Raw genomic sequence first — 16,089 nt, forward strand, 5'->3', positions numbered from 1 at the left:
AGCGGCCGCACGAAAGATCCGGGGTGGCCCGTCGGCCCCTACTCGATGACGATGCTGGGCAGGCCCAGCTCCTTGCTGCGCGCGCGCAGGCTCAGGCGACCGGCGGCGGCGCGGGCGATGGCGCGATAGGCGGCCGCCTCGGCCGAGTCCGGCGCGGCCACCACGGTAGGGTTGCCGCCGTCGGCCTGTTCGCGGATCGCCAGCGCCAGCGGCAGTTGGCCGAGCAGGGGCACGTCGTACTGCTGCGCCATGCGCGCGCCGCCGCCCTCGCCGAAGATCGGCTCGACGTGGCCGCAGGCGCCGCACACGTGGGTGCTCATGTTCTCGACCACGCCCAGCACCGGCACCTCGACCTTGCGGAACATGCCCAGCGCCTTGCGCGCGTCGAGCAGGGCGATGTCCTGCGGCGTGGTGACGATCACCGCACCGGACACCGGCACGCGCTGCGACAGGGTGAGCTGGATGTCGCCGGTGCCGGGCGGCAGGTCGATCACCAGGTAGTCCAGGTCGTCCCAGGCGGTCTCGGTCAGCATCTGCTGCAGGGCCTGGGTGGTCATCGGACCGCGCCAGATCATCGGCGTGTCCTCGTCGATCATGAAGCCGATCGACATGCACTGCAGGCCGTGCGCCTGCTTGGGCACGATCCGCTTGCCGTCGGGGCTGTCCGGGCGGCCCGACACGCCCAGCATGCGCGGCACGCTGGGGCCGTGGATGTCGGCGTCGAGCACGCCGGCGTGGGCGCCCTCGGCGGCCAGGGCCAGGGCCAGGTTGACCGCCGTGGTCGACTTGCCGACGCCGCCCTTGCCGGAGGCGACGGCGATGATGTTGCGCACCTGAGGCAGCGGCGTCAGCCCGGCACGCACCTGGTGGGCGACCACGCGCTGGTCGACGCCGACCAGGGCATCGGCGAAGCCGGCCGCCGCCAGGGCGGCGGCGACCTGATCGCGCAGGACGGGCAGCCAGGAGCGCGCCGGGTAGCCGAGCACCAGGTCGACCGCCAGCCGGCCGCCGCCCTCGACCACCGCCTTGAGCGCGCCGCCGGCGACCAGGTCGACCCCGGTATGGGGATCGACGATCCCGGCCAGCACTTCGCGCACCCTGTCCTCGACGCCTGCCATCGCCTCACCTTCCTTGCTGCGGGGCGGCCATTGTAGGCCGCGGTCGCACGCCGGGTGCGATAATGCGCGGCCCCCGAGGTCCCGCCCGCGCATGCCGACGAAGCCCCTGCTGGTCACCAACGCCCTGCCCTACGCCAACGGCCACCTGCACCTGGGCCACCTGGTGGGCTACATCCAGGCCGACATCTGGGTGCGCGCCCGGCGCATGGCCGGCGACACCGTGCACTTCGTCTGCGCCGACGACACCCACGGCACGCCGGTGATGCTGGCGGCCGAGAAGCAGGGCGTCTCGCCGGAGGACTTCATCGCCGCCATGCAGGCCAGCCACGAGCGCGACTTCGCGGATTTCCATGTCGCCTTCGACCACTACGGCTCCACCCATTCGGCGCGCAACCGGCAGTGGGCGGAACGGCTGTACCGGGCGCTGGACGCCGGCGGCCACATCGAGCGGCGCGCCATCGCCCAGCTCTACGATCCCGAGCGCGGCATGTTCCTGCCCGACCGCTACGTGCGCGGCACCTGCCCGAACTGCGGCGCCGCCGACCAGTACGGCGACAACTGCGAGTCCTGCGGCGCCACCTACGCGCCCACCGACCTGGTCGACGCCCGTTCGGTGGTGTCCGGCGCCACCCCGGTGCTGCGCGAGTCCGAGCACTTCTTCTTCCGGCTCGGCGACTTCACCGGTGTGCTCAGGGACTGGCTGGCCGGCGACGTCGCCGTGCCCGGCGTCAAGGCCAAGCTGCGCGAATGGATCGATGCCGAGGGCGGCCTGCGCGACTGGGACATCTCGCGCGACGCGCCCTACTTCGGCTTCGAGATCCCCGGCCACCCGGGCAAGTTCTTCTACGTGTGGCTGGACGCGCCGATCGGCTACCTGTCGAGCCTGGCGGCGCTGTTCGACGGCGGCGGCGTGGCTGGCGCCGATGCCACCACGTTGGAGTCCCTGCTGGCGCCCGGCGAGCAGGCCGAACTGCACCACTTCATCGGCAAGGACATCGTCAACTTCCACGGCCTGTTCTGGCCCGCCGTGCTGCACGGCGCCGGCCTGCGCCTGCCGACCCGCCTGCACGTCAACGGTTACCTGACCGTCAACGGCGCCAAGATGAGCAAGTCGCGCGGCACCTTCATCCAGGCCCGCACCTACCTGGATGCCGGCCTGGAACCCGAGTACCTGCGCTACTACTACGCGACCGTCTCCGGCGGCGGCGTCGACGACCTCGACCTCGACCTCAAGGCCTTCGTCGACGTGGTCAATTCCCACCTGGTCGGCAAGTTCGTCAACATCGCCAGCCGCTGCGCGAAGCTGCTGGCGACTCACTTCGGCAACACCTTGCCCAGGCTGTCGGCCTCGGAGCCCAGCGCGGAGTTTTCGTGTGCCTGGCACCTCGCCGACGTGCGCCAACTGGGCACGCGTGTGGGGGAGGCCTTCCGACGTGGCGAATTCGCGGCTGCCGTACGCGACATCATGGCAGTGGCGGACAGACTCAACCGCTTCATCGACGAGCGCAAACCGTGGGAGCAGGCCAAGGACTCAGGCCGGCATGACGAACTGGGCGACACCCTGCTGGTTGGCATCGCCGGGTTCCGAGCCATGGCCATAGCCTTGGCGCCGGTCTTGCCTGCAATCGCGGCAGCGGTCGGTCGCTGGCTCGGCGAAGATGCCGGGCGGTGGACCGTAGACAGCTATGCCGTCGATATCTCCGGTCGGACACTGGCCGCCTACCAGCCCCTGCTCACCCGCATCGACCCCAAGCACATCGCCGCCATGATCGAAGCCAGCAAGGACACCCTCGCCGCCCCCCCTGCCGAGGCCGCCACGGCAACGCCCCCCGGTCCCCAATCCGTCCCCGGTCCCCAGAACACGCCCACCCCGAGTCCCGAGTCCCGGGCCCCGAATCCCGGCCCCGAAACCATCTCCATCGACGACTTCGCCCGCCTCGACCTGCGCATCGGCAAGGTGCTGGCCTGCGAGCCGGTCGAGGGCGCCGACAAGCTGCTGCGCTTCGAACTGGACGCGGGGGAGCTTGGCCGCCGGCAGATCTTCTCGGGCATCAAGGCCGCCTATCCGGAGCCGGCCGCCCTGGTCGGCCGGCACGTGGTGTTCATCGCCAACCTGGCGCCGCGCAAGATGCGCTTCGGGATGAGCGAGGGCATGATCCTGTCGGCCGGCAGCGGCGGCGGCGAGCTTTTCCTGCTCGATGTCGACACCGGCGCCCAGGCCGGCATGCCGGTGAAGTGATCCCCGGCGCGGTCGGCGCCCATCCACGGAGAGGCAAGCGGCATGGCAGCAACCTCGGCACGCCGCATCGGTCCGGTCCTTGCGACCTTCGTGGTCGCCAACAACATGATCGGCGCCGGCTTCTTCCTGCTGCCGGCGACCCTGGCGCGCAGCGGCAGCGTGACCTGGATCGCCTGGCTGGTCGGCACCGCCCTGGCGGTGCTGCTGGGCGGCGCCTTTGCGCGACTGGCGCGCACCCACCCGGCGATGACCAGCGCCGACGATTACGTCCGGCCGGCGCTGGGCCGCGACGCCGGGTTCCTGGCCGCCACCCTGTACTGGCTGGCGTCGTGGATCGGCAACAACGCCATCGCCGTCGCCGCCTTCGGCTACCTGGCGACCCTGCTGCCCTTCGCCAGCCATGAGCCGGGCGTCCAGCTTGCCGGCCAGCTCGCCCTGATCTGGCTGGTGTTCGCGCTCAACCTGCTGGGCCCGCGGCAAGTGGCGCGCTTCCAGGGCGCCACGGTCGTGCTCGGGCTGCTGCCGGTACTCGCGGTGCTGCTGTTCGGCTGGCAGCAGTTCGACCCGGACACCTTCGCGGGTGGCTGGAACCGGACCTCGGACAGCGACGCGGCGGTGGTGCTGGCCAGCCTGGCGCCGGTGTTCTGGGCCTTCGTCGGCCTTGAGTCCGGCGCGATGATCGCCGGCGTGGTGCGCGATCCCGACCGCAACGTGCCGCGCGCCACCCTGGCCGGCATCGTCCTGGCCGGCTGCGTGTACGTGCTCGCCTCGGTGCTGCTGATGGGTATCGTGCCGGCCGCCGAGCTGGCCGGTTCCAGCGCGCCGTTCGCGCTGGTCGCCGGTCAGCTGTTCGGTCCGCTCGGCCTCTGGCTGGTCGCCGCCGCGGCGGCGATCAAGGCGACCGGCACCCTGGGTGGCTGGATGCTGGTCAGCGGCGAGACCGGCGCACGGGCCGCCGCGCGCGGCTTTCTGCCCTGGGCGCTGTTCGGACCGGTGCGCGGCAACGGCGCCGCCGGCCGCGGACTGCTGGTGATCGCCGTGGGCATGAGCCTGGTCGCGGTGCTGACCTCGGCACCGACGGTCGGCGAGCAGTTCGGCCGCCTGGTCGGCATGGTGGTGCTGCTGGTGGTGATCGCCTACGCCGCGGCCGGATTGAGCCTGCTGGTCGGCTCGCCGGCCGCGCCGGCCACGGGGCGGGACCGCCTGTACGGCGCCGGCGCGCTGGCGGCCTGTGCCCTGCTGTTGTTCAGTTCGCCCTGGCCGATGCTGGGCGGGGCCCTGGCAACGGCCGCGCTGGTCTGGATCGCCTGGCGGCTGACCGGCGCCAGGCGGCCACCGCCGGCGGCGACGGATGCCACCGCGGATGGCTGACTACCTGCTGTTGCTGGTCGGCACCGTCCTGGTCAACAACGTGGTGCTGACCAAGTTCCTCGGGCTGTGCCCGTTCATGGGTACGTCCCGGCGCCTGGACAATGCGCTCGGCCTGGCCCTGGCCACCGGCCTGGTGCTGACCCTCACCTCGGGCCTGTGCTGGCTGGTGACCCGCTGGCTGCTCGAGCCGTTCGGCCTGGAGTACCTGCGCACCCTGGCCTTCATCCTGGTGATCGCCGCCAGCGTGCAGTTCACCGAGACCGTGCTGCGCGCCACCGCACCGGTGCTGTACCAGGCGCTGGGCATCTTCCTGCCGCTGATCACCAGCAACTGCGCGGTGCTCGGCGTCGCCCTGCTGAACACCTGGGCGCAGCGCAGCCTGTTCGAGGCGATGCTGGCCGGCTTCGGCGCCGCGCTCGGTTTCGGCCTGGTGCTGCTGCTGTTCGCGGCCGCCCGCGAACGCCTCGAGGCGAGCCCGGTGCCGGCACCCTTCCGCGGCGTGCCGATCGCCCTGGTCACCGCCGGCCTGATGTCCCTGGCCTTCATGGGCTTCGCCGGCATGGGCCGCGGCTGATGCTGGCGGCGGTGGCGGCGATCGGCGGCCTGGCCTTGCTGCTCGGGCTCCTGCTGGGCTGGGCGGCACGGCGCCTCCGCGTCGAAGGAGACCCGGTGGTCGAGCGCATCGATGCCCTGTTGCCGCAGACCCAGTGCGGCCAGTGCGGCTATCCGGGGTGTCGTCCTTACGCGCAGGCGATCGCCGACGGGCAGGCCGATATCAACCAGTGCCCGCCGGGCGGCGCCGCCACGGTGCGTGCCCTGGCCGACCTGCTCGGCCGCGAGCCGCGCCCCCTGGACGCTGCTCGCGGCGTGGAGAAGCCGCCGCAGGTGGCGCTGATCGACGAGGAACGCTGTATCGGCTGCACCCTGTGCATCCAGGCCTGCCCGGTGGACGCCATCGTCGGCGCACCCAAGCGCATGCACACCGTGCTGGCCGCGGACTGCACAGGCTGCGAACTGTGCCTGCCGCCCTGCCCGGTCGACTGTATCGATCTGGTGCCCCTGCCGACCCCGCTGCGCGGCTTTCGCCGGCCGGCGCCGAGGGTGCCGCTGCCGCACTGACGCCGCCGCCGGGCCGGGTGCGCACCGCGCCGCGGCTATACTGCGACCGACCCGACCAGGAATCCGCCATGTCCGTTTCGACGTTGCGCGCCGAGCACTGCCGGCCGCTCAAGGGCCCCGAACACCGTCTCGACGACACCGCCCTCGGCGAACTGCTGGCCGCCCTGCCGGGCTGGTCGCTGCGCGAGGATGGCAAGGCGATCGGCCGCAATTTCCGCTTCGACGGCTTCCTCCCGGCGTTGTCCTTCGCCAGCGCGATCGGCTGGATGGCCGAGCAGGAGAACCACCACCCCGACCTCGAACTGGGCTGGGGCTACGTCAAGGTGCGCTTCTCCACCCACGACGTGGGTGGTCTGTCGCGCAACGACTTCATCTGTGCCGCCAAGGTCGATGCACTCGCTGACGGCGCCGCCTGAGGCCGGCAACGGCGGCCCCGTCTCGCGCTGGCTGCCGGCATTGTGGTTGGTGACGGTCGCCCTGACCGTCTACTTCGTGCTGTCGCACTGGCATGCCGCGCCGGTGCTGCGCCCCGCGCCGGACCTGCTGGCCGCCTACATCCCCGAACGCGCCCTGTGGATGGAGGAACAGCGCGCCGCCGCGACGGGCCTGCCGGCCAACGTGCTGTACCAGCGCTATGCCGCCGGCGCCCTGGTGATCCCCGATGTCGTCTGGTTCCTGACCCTGGCGCTCTACCTGATCCCGGTCGCCTACGTGCTCCGGCGCAGTTTCTTCAAGGGCGAGGCGCCGCCCTCGTGGAACCTGGCGCTGACCCTGGCCGGTCCGCTGGTGGTGGTGATCCTCGGCGGCGTGCAGGACAACACCCGCGCCAGCGCCGCCCTGGTGTTCATCCTCGGGCTGACCTACGGCGCCATCGTCGGGCAGCGCGACGTGTCGCGGCTGCGTCTTTCACCGGGCGACCTGGCCGCCTGGCGCAATGCGCTGGCGTTCACCGCCGTGGTGATCGGGCTGCTGTTGGCCTACCGCTGGCTGGCTGCGCCGGACCATGTCGTGCGCTGGCCGGGTCCGGACAAGCTGGCGCGCTACGCGGCCTGGGCGGTCTTCCAGCAATGGCTGATCAACCGCGTGCTGGCACGCGAGGCGCTGCGTCTGACCCGGGGCCGCGAGCCGCTGGCCGCTGCCATCGTCGCCGCCCTCTTCGGCCTGCTGCACGCGCCCAACTTCGCATTGATGTGCGCGACCTGCCTGGGCGCCTTCGTCTGGACGCAGCTTTACTTCCGGCGTCCCTACGTGCTGCCGCTGGCGGTGTCGCATGTCGTGCTGAGCGTCTGCCTGATGGCGATGACGCCGCCCTGGGTGATGCGCAACGCGGAAATCGGGGCGCGCTTCTTCATGCCCGCCCTCTAGCAGGCCGTGCCAGGACAGCCTGCCCGGCCGCCACGTCCGTGTTCCGGCGCGGGGCGGGCGCGCGGGCGACGTTGCCCAATGGGACCATGACCGCCGTCCGGTGGACCTTCGCGCTGAGCTGCCTGGGCCTGGCGCCGGGTGGCCTGGCCGGACCCCCTGTGTCGTCCGCGCAGGTGCTGGCGCTCGAGATTCCCCATCGGGCCGGCATGCTCGCGGTCGACGGGCGACTCGATGACTGGCGGGACGAGGCGGCGCTGCGCATCGAGTACACCGAGCCCGAGCTGAAGCCGCCCCTGGGAAACCACACGATCGCGCGGGTGGTCTGGGACGAACGTGCGCTCTGGGTCGCGTTCGAGGTGCGGGACAGCGACCTTGTGGCGGCGCCGGAAGGCCTCGAATCCAGCCAGGTGTTCCAGTTCGACTCGGTCGAGGTCTATCTGGACGCCCGTGCCGACGGCGGGCCGAGGATGCGCGCCGACGACGTGCAATTGCTGGTTGCGCTGGGCGGCGCCAAGGCCATGCTCGAAGGCGACGAGCTGATCGCCCAGGCGCCGGGGGTGCGGGTACCCAAGCGGTTCAGGTCCGGAGCCGGCTTTCGCGCCGCGACCAGGGAGGTCGAAGGCGGCTGGCTTGCCGAGCTGGAGATTCCGTGGCCGCTGCTGGGCATGGAGCGCGCCGCGCCCGGCATGGAGCTTGGCCTCGGTCTGGCCACCAACGACTGGCTCTTCGATCACGCCCCGTTCGCCATGCGCGAACCCGACCTCGCCAGCCTGGCCGGAATCGCCGCCTCCGGTTCAACGGATGCCGGCGGCCCGGAACCCAGCCTGCGCGGCTCGGGCTACTGGCCCTGGAGCTGGACCGAGGGCCGCGACTACGGCTATCCGGACCAGTGGCGCAGGGTGGTGCTGATGGAGGCGGGAGCAGCCTCCTCAGGCCCGCGGGGCGCGGTCTGGTTCGCGCTGGCAGCATCGATGCTGGGCGTCGCTGTGCTCGCGACGGTTGCCCTTGCACGGCGGCGGCGCGCGGCGATGCTCGAACGGGTCGGCCGGCCCGCCGGCAACGACGGATTTCGGCAGGGTGCGCCGGCCCTGGACGAACCGGTCCCGGCAGCCGGCATGATCGACGATGATCCGGCGGCCGTGTTCGCGCAGCGTGCGGCCGCGGCAGTGGAAGCCCGCCTGGCGCGCTCGATCACCCCCGCCGAACTGGCGGCCGCGCTGCATGTCTCGCTTCGTACGCTGCAGCGGCGACTCGCCGAAGCACCCGCATGCACGCCCAGCGAGCTCATCGATTCGGTGAAGATGCGGCATGCCAGAAAGATGCTCGAGGAGGGCGAGCTGACCGTGCGCGAGATCGCCGAGCGGGTCGGCTTCGGCGACCCCGGGCATTTTTCCCGGCGTTTTCGGGCGCACTGGGGGCTGCCACCGTCGTCGCTCAGAAACGGAGACTGATGCCAGGAATCGCTGCGGCCCGCTGTCTGGAACCGAGACCGACGCCGGCGATCGCCGGGACCCGGGCGACCGCCTGTCCCGCTGAGCGGGCGAGAACGGCCGTCATGCCGAGCTGACCGGCGGGTCCGCACACCGCCCATCCCCGTCCTGGCCTGATCGACCGCGCCGGCTGCCTGGCCGCGCGACGCTGCACCGGTCCTGCGCGTTCGCGCAGCGAGGGCGTGGAACCGAACCGCGGACCGGGCGAATGACCCGGATGGCCACGCCAGGCCGGGCGCGGCGCCGGGATGGCCCAGGGCCGGAACGACGCATTCGTCCCGGCCGGTTCATCGGGTGCGGACCAAGGGGTGCGGTAACCACCCGTCAGGGGGCCGTTCCCGCCCCGCCGCCGGCCTCGAAGCCATTGGCGAACAGGAGATCGCCCGGCATCCGCCAGCGCCGCTCGACCACGGTCTCGTTGCCCGCATGGTCGCGCACCCGCACAGTGACCACGATCGGGCTGCCGGGCGGTATCGCCGACGGCAGCGACAGGCTCGCGACCGAGCCGGACGGGTCCAGGGCCAGGCCGGCAGCGAGGTTGGTGCCGGCCGGCACGCCGCCCAGCGCATGACTCGCGGTGACGCGCAGCGTCGCCGGGTTGACACCGGACGCGGTGTCGAAGGCGGAGATCTGGATGACGGAAACCGGCTCGCTGGCCGCATCCGCGGCGGGCCGGACCACCAGGGTGGGCCGCAGGTCGTCCTCGTGGAAGCCCCAGAAGGCTTGCTGGCCGGGTGGCTGGCCGGGCTGGTTCCATGCGACCAGCTCCACAGGCGTGCCCAGATCGATCCATCGGGCGACCGTGAGGCGTTCCGCTGAGGAGAGCCCCGGAATCGGAGGATGTCCGGCGAAGTCCAGGTCGTCGGGTCGGTCGGCATTGCTGCGACCGTCCAGCCGGGCGCCCCAGAGCGCCCAGACGAGAAGGCTCTGGCGCGCCTGGTAGGACCGGACCAGGCGGGTCGGCTGGACCGGCGGCGCCGCACCCGCGCCGTTGAACAGCAGGCGGTGGATAGTGGCGGGCCAGCCGGCGATCGTGCCCGCGGCGGCGGTGAGCGGAAGTCCTGCCGCGGGCGAACTCGCACCGTGGCAGCTCGCGCAACGGGACTCGAACACCGGCAGCACATCGGCGAAGTACTCGACCGTGACCTGCGGACTGGCCACGGCCTGGACGGTCGGCTCGCCGCCGCCGGCCGCCGGCACGAACAAGGGCGTGGTACGGGCAAGGTCGCGTACCGGATAGGTCGGGCTGGAGGCCGCGGTGCCAGGGAACGGCATGGGCTGCTTTGAGTGGGCATGGCACCCGCCACAGTCCCAGCGCGCCTCGCCCGGCCGCAACTGGTGCCAGGTCTGCGCCATGTTCAGCGTCAGGCCATTGCGGTCGATGGTCTGGAACGTGAAGGGCACATCGGCGGGCAGCTTGACCAGAAACGAGGTGTCCGGCGCGATGCTTCCGTCCGGCAGCATGCTGGTCGCTCCCGGCGGTTTGCCCGAGGCCGCGCCGCGGGTCGGCACTTCGCCCAGGATCCTCAGACGCTCGCCGCCCACCGCCAGGTATTCGATGCTGTTCCAGGGGTAGGAGCGGTCGGTCTGCGGCTCCATGGCGAGCACGCGCAAACCCCAGATGTCGTCGTCGCCGTAGACGCCGGCGTCGGCGCCCTGTCGGACCCACGAGTACACCGTCTCCAGGTTGCCCGGGTTCCAGGGATCGCGGTCGCCCCACCAGGGACCCAGCGCGGGCTCGGTCTCGCGCCAGATCAGGGATGACGATCCGACCAGGCCGAAGGGCTCACCCGGAACCAGTCCGGTGGCGATGATCTGGCTGTCGTTCGGGCCAGGACGCAGCGGCGGCTCGCTGGCGCCGTGCAGGGCCGACCAGGGCACCACGGGGCGCGGCCACTGGAGGTTGAAGCCCAGCTCGCGCACCACCAGCGGCATGCCGGACGGCGGCCCGGGTACGTTGGCCGGCGGCGTCGGGACCACGCTGCCGTCGGGAATCAGGCGGATCTCGCCGTGGTACCAGGGAAACGCCGTGCCGGTGCCCTGATAGATGCCGTTGTGGTTGGCGGGTCCCGGTGAGTAGGCGACCAGGATTTCCGCGGCCGGACCCCCCACACCCGGAAGCGGGGGTACCGCGACAGGCTGCGTCACCTTGCCCCGGCGTGCAGTGCCTGCGCACTGGCCGGGCTCGGCCGAGCCGTAGGGATCGTGCTCCCTGCCGGGGCAGGGTGCCGGGAAGTCGTCGGGCGTGGTCCAGGGGGTCAGCACCCGGCGCAGCTCGCCAGGCTGGCCCGGGTCGCGACGGGCGAACGGAATCGGGCCGAAGGGTGGCGGATCACCGGTCAGGAAGTCGGGACCGGGCGGGTCGAGCGGATAGCGGATGAGGTCGCCGAAGCCGTTGTTGTTGAGGTTGTAGTAGCGGGTGACGACGATGTCGCCGCCGGGCATCTGGGTCGCGAAGTGGTGCGTGATGCCGAACTCCGCGAATCCGCTGAGGCTGTTCCAGGCGCGGCCGTCGGGTTCGATGATCCAGAGCGGGAAGTTGCGCTCGTCCCTGAGCCCTTGCTCCTCCCAGCTGGAGAACATGATCCGGCCGTCGGCCAGCACCTGGGGGTGCAGCGCCATTGCCAGGTTGAGGTGGCCGACCAGCTCGGGGTTGGCGCCGTCGGCGTCCATCCGGAACAGCTGCAGGGTGCGCTGGCCGACGTCCATCACCTTCGGTGGCAGCACGTTGTTGCGGGTGGACGTGAACACGATGGTGCCGCCGGGCGCCCAGGTGCCGCCGGTGTTGAACACCCCGATCCGCGGCAGGTTGCTGTTCGGGCCTGGCCCGAAGTTGGCGCCATTGCCCAGGTTGGGGGTATGGCGCTGGGTGGTGAGCCGCTGGGCCTGGAGGGTGCCCAGGTCCAGGACGTAGAGATCCGCCCCCGCCGCCGAGAGGCCGCCGCGCTGGGGGTTGCCGGTGGTGAGGTCGTGATACCAGGTCAGCAGTACCCGCTGACCGTCGAACGAGACATTCGGGTCGGATACCGATCCCACCGACAGGGGCGAGCCGCCGGGCGTGTCGAGCAGCGGACGGTGCGATTCCAACGGAAAGATCACCTGCCGGGTACCGTCGGGGCGCAGCCGGACCAGCACCGCGCCGGCATCGGGGGTGAGCGGACGGACCGTATCCGGCCAGACGCTGGCGCCGTTCTCGGGGTGGCCGGGCATCGGGCCATTGCTGGGGCGCGGCGCCCGCACATAGAGCAGGTCGAACGGCAGCGGGTTGACGACATCGGCCCAGGCCGAACCGACCTGGATCGCTGACGCGAGAATGATGATCAGGGTGCGCATGGTGGTGGTCCTCCGGCGCCGGACTGTGCCCTGACCCAGGAGCGCCCTGCCATGGATGGATGCGACGAACCGCTGGGACGATCGCGTCATGCCGCGATTCTTCGACTCGTTCGAGCGGTCGGGCGGGGGACCGGGGACTGGGGACTGGGGACTGGGGACCGGGGACCAGGGAGCGGGGACCGGGGTTCGAGGACCGGGGACCAGGGACCAGGGACCGGGGACCGGGGACCGGGGTTCGAGGACCGGGGACCAGGGACCAGGGACCGGGGACCGGGGTTCGAGGACCGGGGACCAGGGACCGGGGACCAGGGACCGGGGACCAGGGACCGGGGTTCGAGGACCGGGGTTTGAGGACCGGGGTTCGGGGTTCGGGGTTCGGGTTCGGGTTCGGGGTTCGGGTTCGGGTTCGGGGTTCGGGTTCGGGTTCGGGGTTCGGGTTCGGGGTTCGGGTTCGGGGTTCGGGTTCGGGGTTCGGGTTCGGGGTCGGGTTCGGGGTCGGGTTCGGGTTCGGGGTCGGGTTCGGGGTCGGGTTCGGGGTCGGGTTCGGGGTCGGGTTCGGGGTCGGGTTCGGGGTCGGGGTTTGCGTTCGGGATTCGGGATTCGGGGTTGCCGGAGTGGAGCGCGACCTGCTCTCCCTCTGAGAGACCTGATTGGCGTCGTCTCCAAGACACCGCCCCAGTCAGGCCCGTACCCCTTCTGCCAAGCGCGTGCCGCCGGGCGACGGCACCGCACTTCTCCCCTCCCCCGCCCTGCGGGGGAGGGGCGGGGGAGAGGGTCGGGGCTCGCCAGGATCTGGATCGTCGCCGGTCCAGGGGCGTGCCCTCCCGACACTTGCCCTCAGTTGCCGCCGCTGCCGCTTTCCGGCGCCGCGTGTGCGAGCAGGGCCGCGCGCATGGCGCGCAACTCCTGGTCGATGTCCGCGCCATCGCCGGTCTGGTCGGCCAGCTCCGCACGCACCAGGTCGCGCAGTCGGGCGCGCAGGCGGTGCACGGTCACCGCCACGGTGTTGGGCCGCAGAGAGAGCTGTTCGCCCAACCGGCGATAGTCGGCCGGACCTGCGCCCTCGCCGAGGTGGGGTTCCAGGCGCTCGAACAGCGCGAGCTTCCCGGCCCGCTCGGCCTCCTCGCGCAGACGCTCGAAGGAGCGCTCGATGACGGTCAGCGCCCAGGCCCGCTCGAAGGCCTGCTCCGGAGTACATCCCCCGGTATCGGCCAGCACGGCCAAGGCATCGTCGATCGGCACGGACGCCAGTCCACCACCGCGCTTTACCGCAGCCGCGGCCACCCGGGAATTGGCGAGGAAGTTCCGCAGGCTGGTCAGCAGGAACGCGCGGAAGCGGCCCCGCTCGGGATCGGCCTGGGTGTCCCAGCGCCGTTCCAGCAGGCGCGTGAAGAAGTCCTGCGCGAGATCTTCGGCTTCGCTGGCATCGTGGCCGCGGTGACGGATGAAGGCCACCACCGGTCGCCGGTAGTTGCGACAGATCGATTCGAGTGCCTGCCGCGCCTGCTCGGGGCCGCCGCGCGCCTGCATGATCAGGCTCCAGCGGGTGGTCGCGAACTGCAGCATCGGCCAGCACTCCCGGAACTGGAACGGCCCGGCGGACGCGAGCGGAACGGCACCAGGCGACGTCGCTTGCCGCACGGCGCCCGGCCGATCCACCTTGGGCGCGCGGGGATGAGCCGGCAAGCAAGCACCGTCCCGGGCCAGGCCGCGACTACAGTACCTGGAAAAGGGAAGCCCGCGGGTCGGGCGCGGGCCTGCGCCGGATGCTGCCAGGCGATTCCCTGGACAGGCGTGTCGGTACCAGTCCCTCCAGCCATTCCGCGCCAACCCGCCGGGGGCGCAACGCCGCCTGTCCCCCGGCGAAAGAGGTGTCCTGCCTGAGCCGGCAGTAGTCCTCGTATTCGGCCAACTCGTCGCCCACCCGCTGCAGCATGACATCGGCCAGGATGGCCTCGTCCAGGCGACCGACCACCGGCATCGAGGCCGGCAGCAGGACACGCGGATCGGCCGCGTAGGCGGCGATCGCATCCAGTTGCGCGGCCAGCGCCGCCGATGCCAGCCAGCCGCTGTCTTCCCGCATGACCTGCAGGCGCGACAGGCTGGCCAGTCGCGAACTCACGAAGGCGGGGCGGCTGCCGTCGGGATGGTTGTCCAGCGCCCGCTGAGCGGCCATCGCCAGCTGGTCCAGGACCAGTCCGGGCGAGCGCGGACTGATCGAATGCAGCGCGGCGTTGAAACAGGCCAGTCCGTCCTCCCGCAGTTCGTGGCCGGCGACGCGGCAGCCGGGCTCCGCGCCGCGGGTCAGGAAGTCCAGGAAGTCCGGGAGGAACGCCGGATCGTCATCGGGCGGGCTGGGAATCATCGGGCGGTCCGCTGGCAGGCTACCCTCCCCGTACCGCAGATGCGCCGGACCATTACCGACCGCCCGATTGGCGTCGTCTCCCAGACACCGCCACAGCCTGGCCGGGGCTCGACGCCAACCCGGTGTCCAGCAGCTTGTTGAAAAACAACCCTCGTGGTCGTTCTCCAAGTCGCCCGTCCGGCGCAGGTCCGGACGCGCTTCCGTCGAATCAACTGATTGCGCAGATGCTTCGACGAGCGGCCACCCATGGCCGCAGCCGGCAGGCTGTTTGTCAACAGCCTGCCAGGCGTTCGGACCCGGCCCGGCTGCTGCAGCGGGCCGCCATGGCGCCCTCCTGAAGCACCCGGGCCAGGCAGGGTGGGAGCCGCCTCGGCCGGCTGCGTTCAGTGCCGTTCGAGCGCGTCCAGTGCCTGCCGCAGATCGACCGGAAGCTCGGCATGGAAAAGCAGATCCTCGCCGGCGGGACCCCGGATGCGCAGGCTGGCCGCGTGCAGGAACAGGCGGCGCAGACCGATCGCGCGCATCCGGGCATTGAATTCGGCGTCGCCGTACTTCTCGTCGCCGGCCACCGGGTGGCCGATATGCCGGGCATGGACGCGGATCTGGTGGGTACGTCCCGTCTCGATCAGGACCTCCGCGAGGGTGGCGCCGGGCAGCCGCTGCGCCACCGTGAACGTGCTGACCGACGGTTTGCCGTCGGCGGCAACCTGCACCATGCGCTCGCCGCCCTGCAGCACGTGCTTGCGCAACGGTGCCTCGATGCGGAACGGCGAGGGCTGCAAGCGGCCGGCGAGCAGGGCCAGGTAGCGCTTCTGCGCACCGCCGCTGCGCAGCTGCGCCTGAAGTGCAAGCAGGGCTTTCCGGCTCCGGGCCAGCACCAGGATGCCGCTGGTGTCGCGATCGAGCCGGTGCACCAGTTCCAGGTAGGCGTCGCCGCGCTGCGCGCGCAGGGCCTCGATCACGCCCAGACTGACGCCGCTGCCGCCATGACAGGCGATGCCCGCCGGCTTGTCCAGCACCAGCAGGTCGCGGTCCTCGTGGATGACGGCGGCCAGCAGACGGTCCCGCATCGCCGCCGGCACCGGTGCCGCCTCGCCGGCCGGGGCGATGCGGACCGGCGGCAGGCGGACGCGGTCGCCGATCGCCAGTCGGGTGTCCGGGCGGGCCCGGCCACCGTTGACCCGCACCTGCCCGGTGCGCAGGAGTCGGTAGACCAGGCTGCGCGGCGCGCCCTTCAGGCGACCGAGCAGGAAATTGTCAAGGCGCTGGCCGTCCTGGCCGGCATCGACCTCGTGGATGACGACGCCGGTGCGTTCGCCGGCGCCGCCGGCCGCTTCATGCCGGCCGTGCTCGCTGCCGGCCGCGCGCCGGTTCGGGGGTGATTTCACGTTGCCGCGCCAAGTGTCTGATTGGTATAGTATGCCGGCCATGCCGCGATCCCGGTAGGAAATTCCTGCCCACGTTCGTACGGCCCGGCCCGGAATCCCCGGTACAGGTTTGCCGGCGTCGCGCCCCGCGCGCCGCCGCCCACGCAGGCGGGACTGCCTGCCCACGCTCCACCCATTCCAACGGTCCGGCACCGGGCCCGACGGACGCAACCGCGACGACACGATGGCCCTCCTGCTGACGATCCTCCGCCTGCTCGCCCGCGACCTCGTCGCGGCCGGCGCGCGCTGGCCGGCGCAGGCG

The 16,089-nt window shown here is 71.7% G+C and carries 12 protein-coding genes; 7 read left to right on the forward strand and 5 right to left on the reverse strand.

Annotated elements, in window-relative coordinates; all coding sequences use genetic code 11:
- Positions 1-38 precede the first annotated feature (38 nt).
- Positions 39-1,118: an iron-sulfur cluster carrier protein ApbC gene (apbC, locus tag KF823_06870; protein MBX3725625.1), complete on the reverse strand. Its 1,080-nt coding sequence runs from the start codon at positions 1,116-1,118 to the stop codon at positions 39-41.
- A 91-nt stretch (positions 1,119-1,209) separates the two neighbouring features.
- Between apbC and metG the strand changes: the two genes are divergently transcribed.
- The 7 genes from metG to KF823_06905 all read left to right on the forward strand — a co-directional run bounded on the left by metG (position 1,210) and on the right by KF823_06905 (position 8,663).
- Positions 1,210-3,357 (forward strand): methionine--tRNA ligase, encoded by a 2,148-nt coding sequence (gene metG, locus KF823_06875; GenBank protein ID MBX3725626.1) that lies wholly within the window; start codon positions 1,210-1,212, stop codon positions 3,355-3,357.
- A 42-nt stretch (positions 3,358-3,399) separates the two neighbouring features.
- Positions 3,400-4,728: an amino acid permease gene (locus KF823_06880; protein MBX3725627.1), complete on the forward strand. Its 1,329-nt coding sequence runs from the start codon at positions 3,400-3,402 to the stop codon at positions 4,726-4,728.
- Entirely contained in the window at positions 4,721-5,302 is a 582-nt protein-coding gene (rsxA, locus tag KF823_06885) for an electron transport complex subunit RsxA (protein ID MBX3725628.1), read from the forward strand. The genes KF823_06880 and rsxA overlap by 8 nt, the downstream gene beginning before the upstream one ends.
- Positions 5,302-5,847: an electron transport complex subunit RsxB gene (rsxB, locus tag KF823_06890; protein ID MBX3725629.1), complete on the forward strand. Its 546-nt coding sequence runs from the start codon at positions 5,302-5,304 to the stop codon at positions 5,845-5,847. Before rsxA ends, rsxB begins: the two co-directional genes overlap by 1 nt.
- A 68-nt stretch (positions 5,848-5,915) precedes the next feature.
- Positions 5,916-6,263 carry a 4a-hydroxytetrahydrobiopterin dehydratase gene (locus KF823_06895; GenBank protein ID MBX3725630.1) on the forward strand — a complete coding sequence of 116 codons (348 nt, stop codon included), beginning with the start codon at positions 5,916-5,918 and terminating at the stop codon, positions 6,261-6,263.
- Positions 6,238-7,212, forward strand: coding sequence for a CPBP family intramembrane metalloprotease (locus KF823_06900; protein MBX3725631.1), 975 nt, complete (start codon positions 6,238-6,240; stop codon positions 7,210-7,212). The genes KF823_06895 and KF823_06900 overlap by 26 nt, the downstream gene beginning before the upstream one ends.
- 86 nt (positions 7,213-7,298) lie before the next feature.
- Positions 7,299-8,663: a helix-turn-helix domain-containing protein gene (locus tag KF823_06905; protein ID MBX3725632.1), complete on the forward strand. Its 1,365-nt coding sequence runs from the start codon at positions 7,299-7,301 to the stop codon at positions 8,661-8,663.
- Positions 8,664-9,026: 363 nt separating this feature from the next.
- Here KF823_06905 and KF823_06910 read toward each other — a convergent pair whose 3' ends face one another.
- The 4 genes from KF823_06910 to KF823_06925 form a co-directional block, all read right to left on the reverse strand.
- Positions 9,027-12,035, reverse strand: coding sequence for a hypothetical protein (locus tag KF823_06910; protein MBX3725633.1), 3,009 nt, complete (start codon positions 12,033-12,035; stop codon positions 9,027-9,029).
- Between the two features lie 837 nt (positions 12,036-12,872).
- A complete protein-coding gene (locus KF823_06915; protein MBX3725634.1) occupies positions 12,873-13,601 on the reverse strand; it encodes a sigma-70 family RNA polymerase sigma factor in 729 nt (242 codons plus the stop codon).
- A gap of 148 nt (positions 13,602-13,749) precedes the next feature.
- Positions 13,750-14,400, reverse strand: a complete 651-nt coding sequence (locus tag KF823_06920) for a hypothetical protein (GenBank protein MBX3725635.1) — start codon at positions 14,398-14,400, stop codon at positions 13,750-13,752.
- 383 nt (positions 14,401-14,783) lie between these two features.
- The gene (locus KF823_06925; protein ID MBX3725636.1) at positions 14,784-15,830 is read right to left on the reverse strand and encodes an RluA family pseudouridine synthase; all 1,047 of its coding nucleotides are present in this window, start codon (positions 15,828-15,830) and stop codon (positions 14,784-14,786) included.
- Between the last annotated feature and the right edge of the window lie 259 nt (positions 15,831-16,089).

It is taken from the genome of Lysobacterales bacterium (assembly GCA_019634735.1).
Lineage (GTDB): Bacteria > Pseudomonadota > Gammaproteobacteria > Xanthomonadales > UBA2363 > Pseudofulvimonas.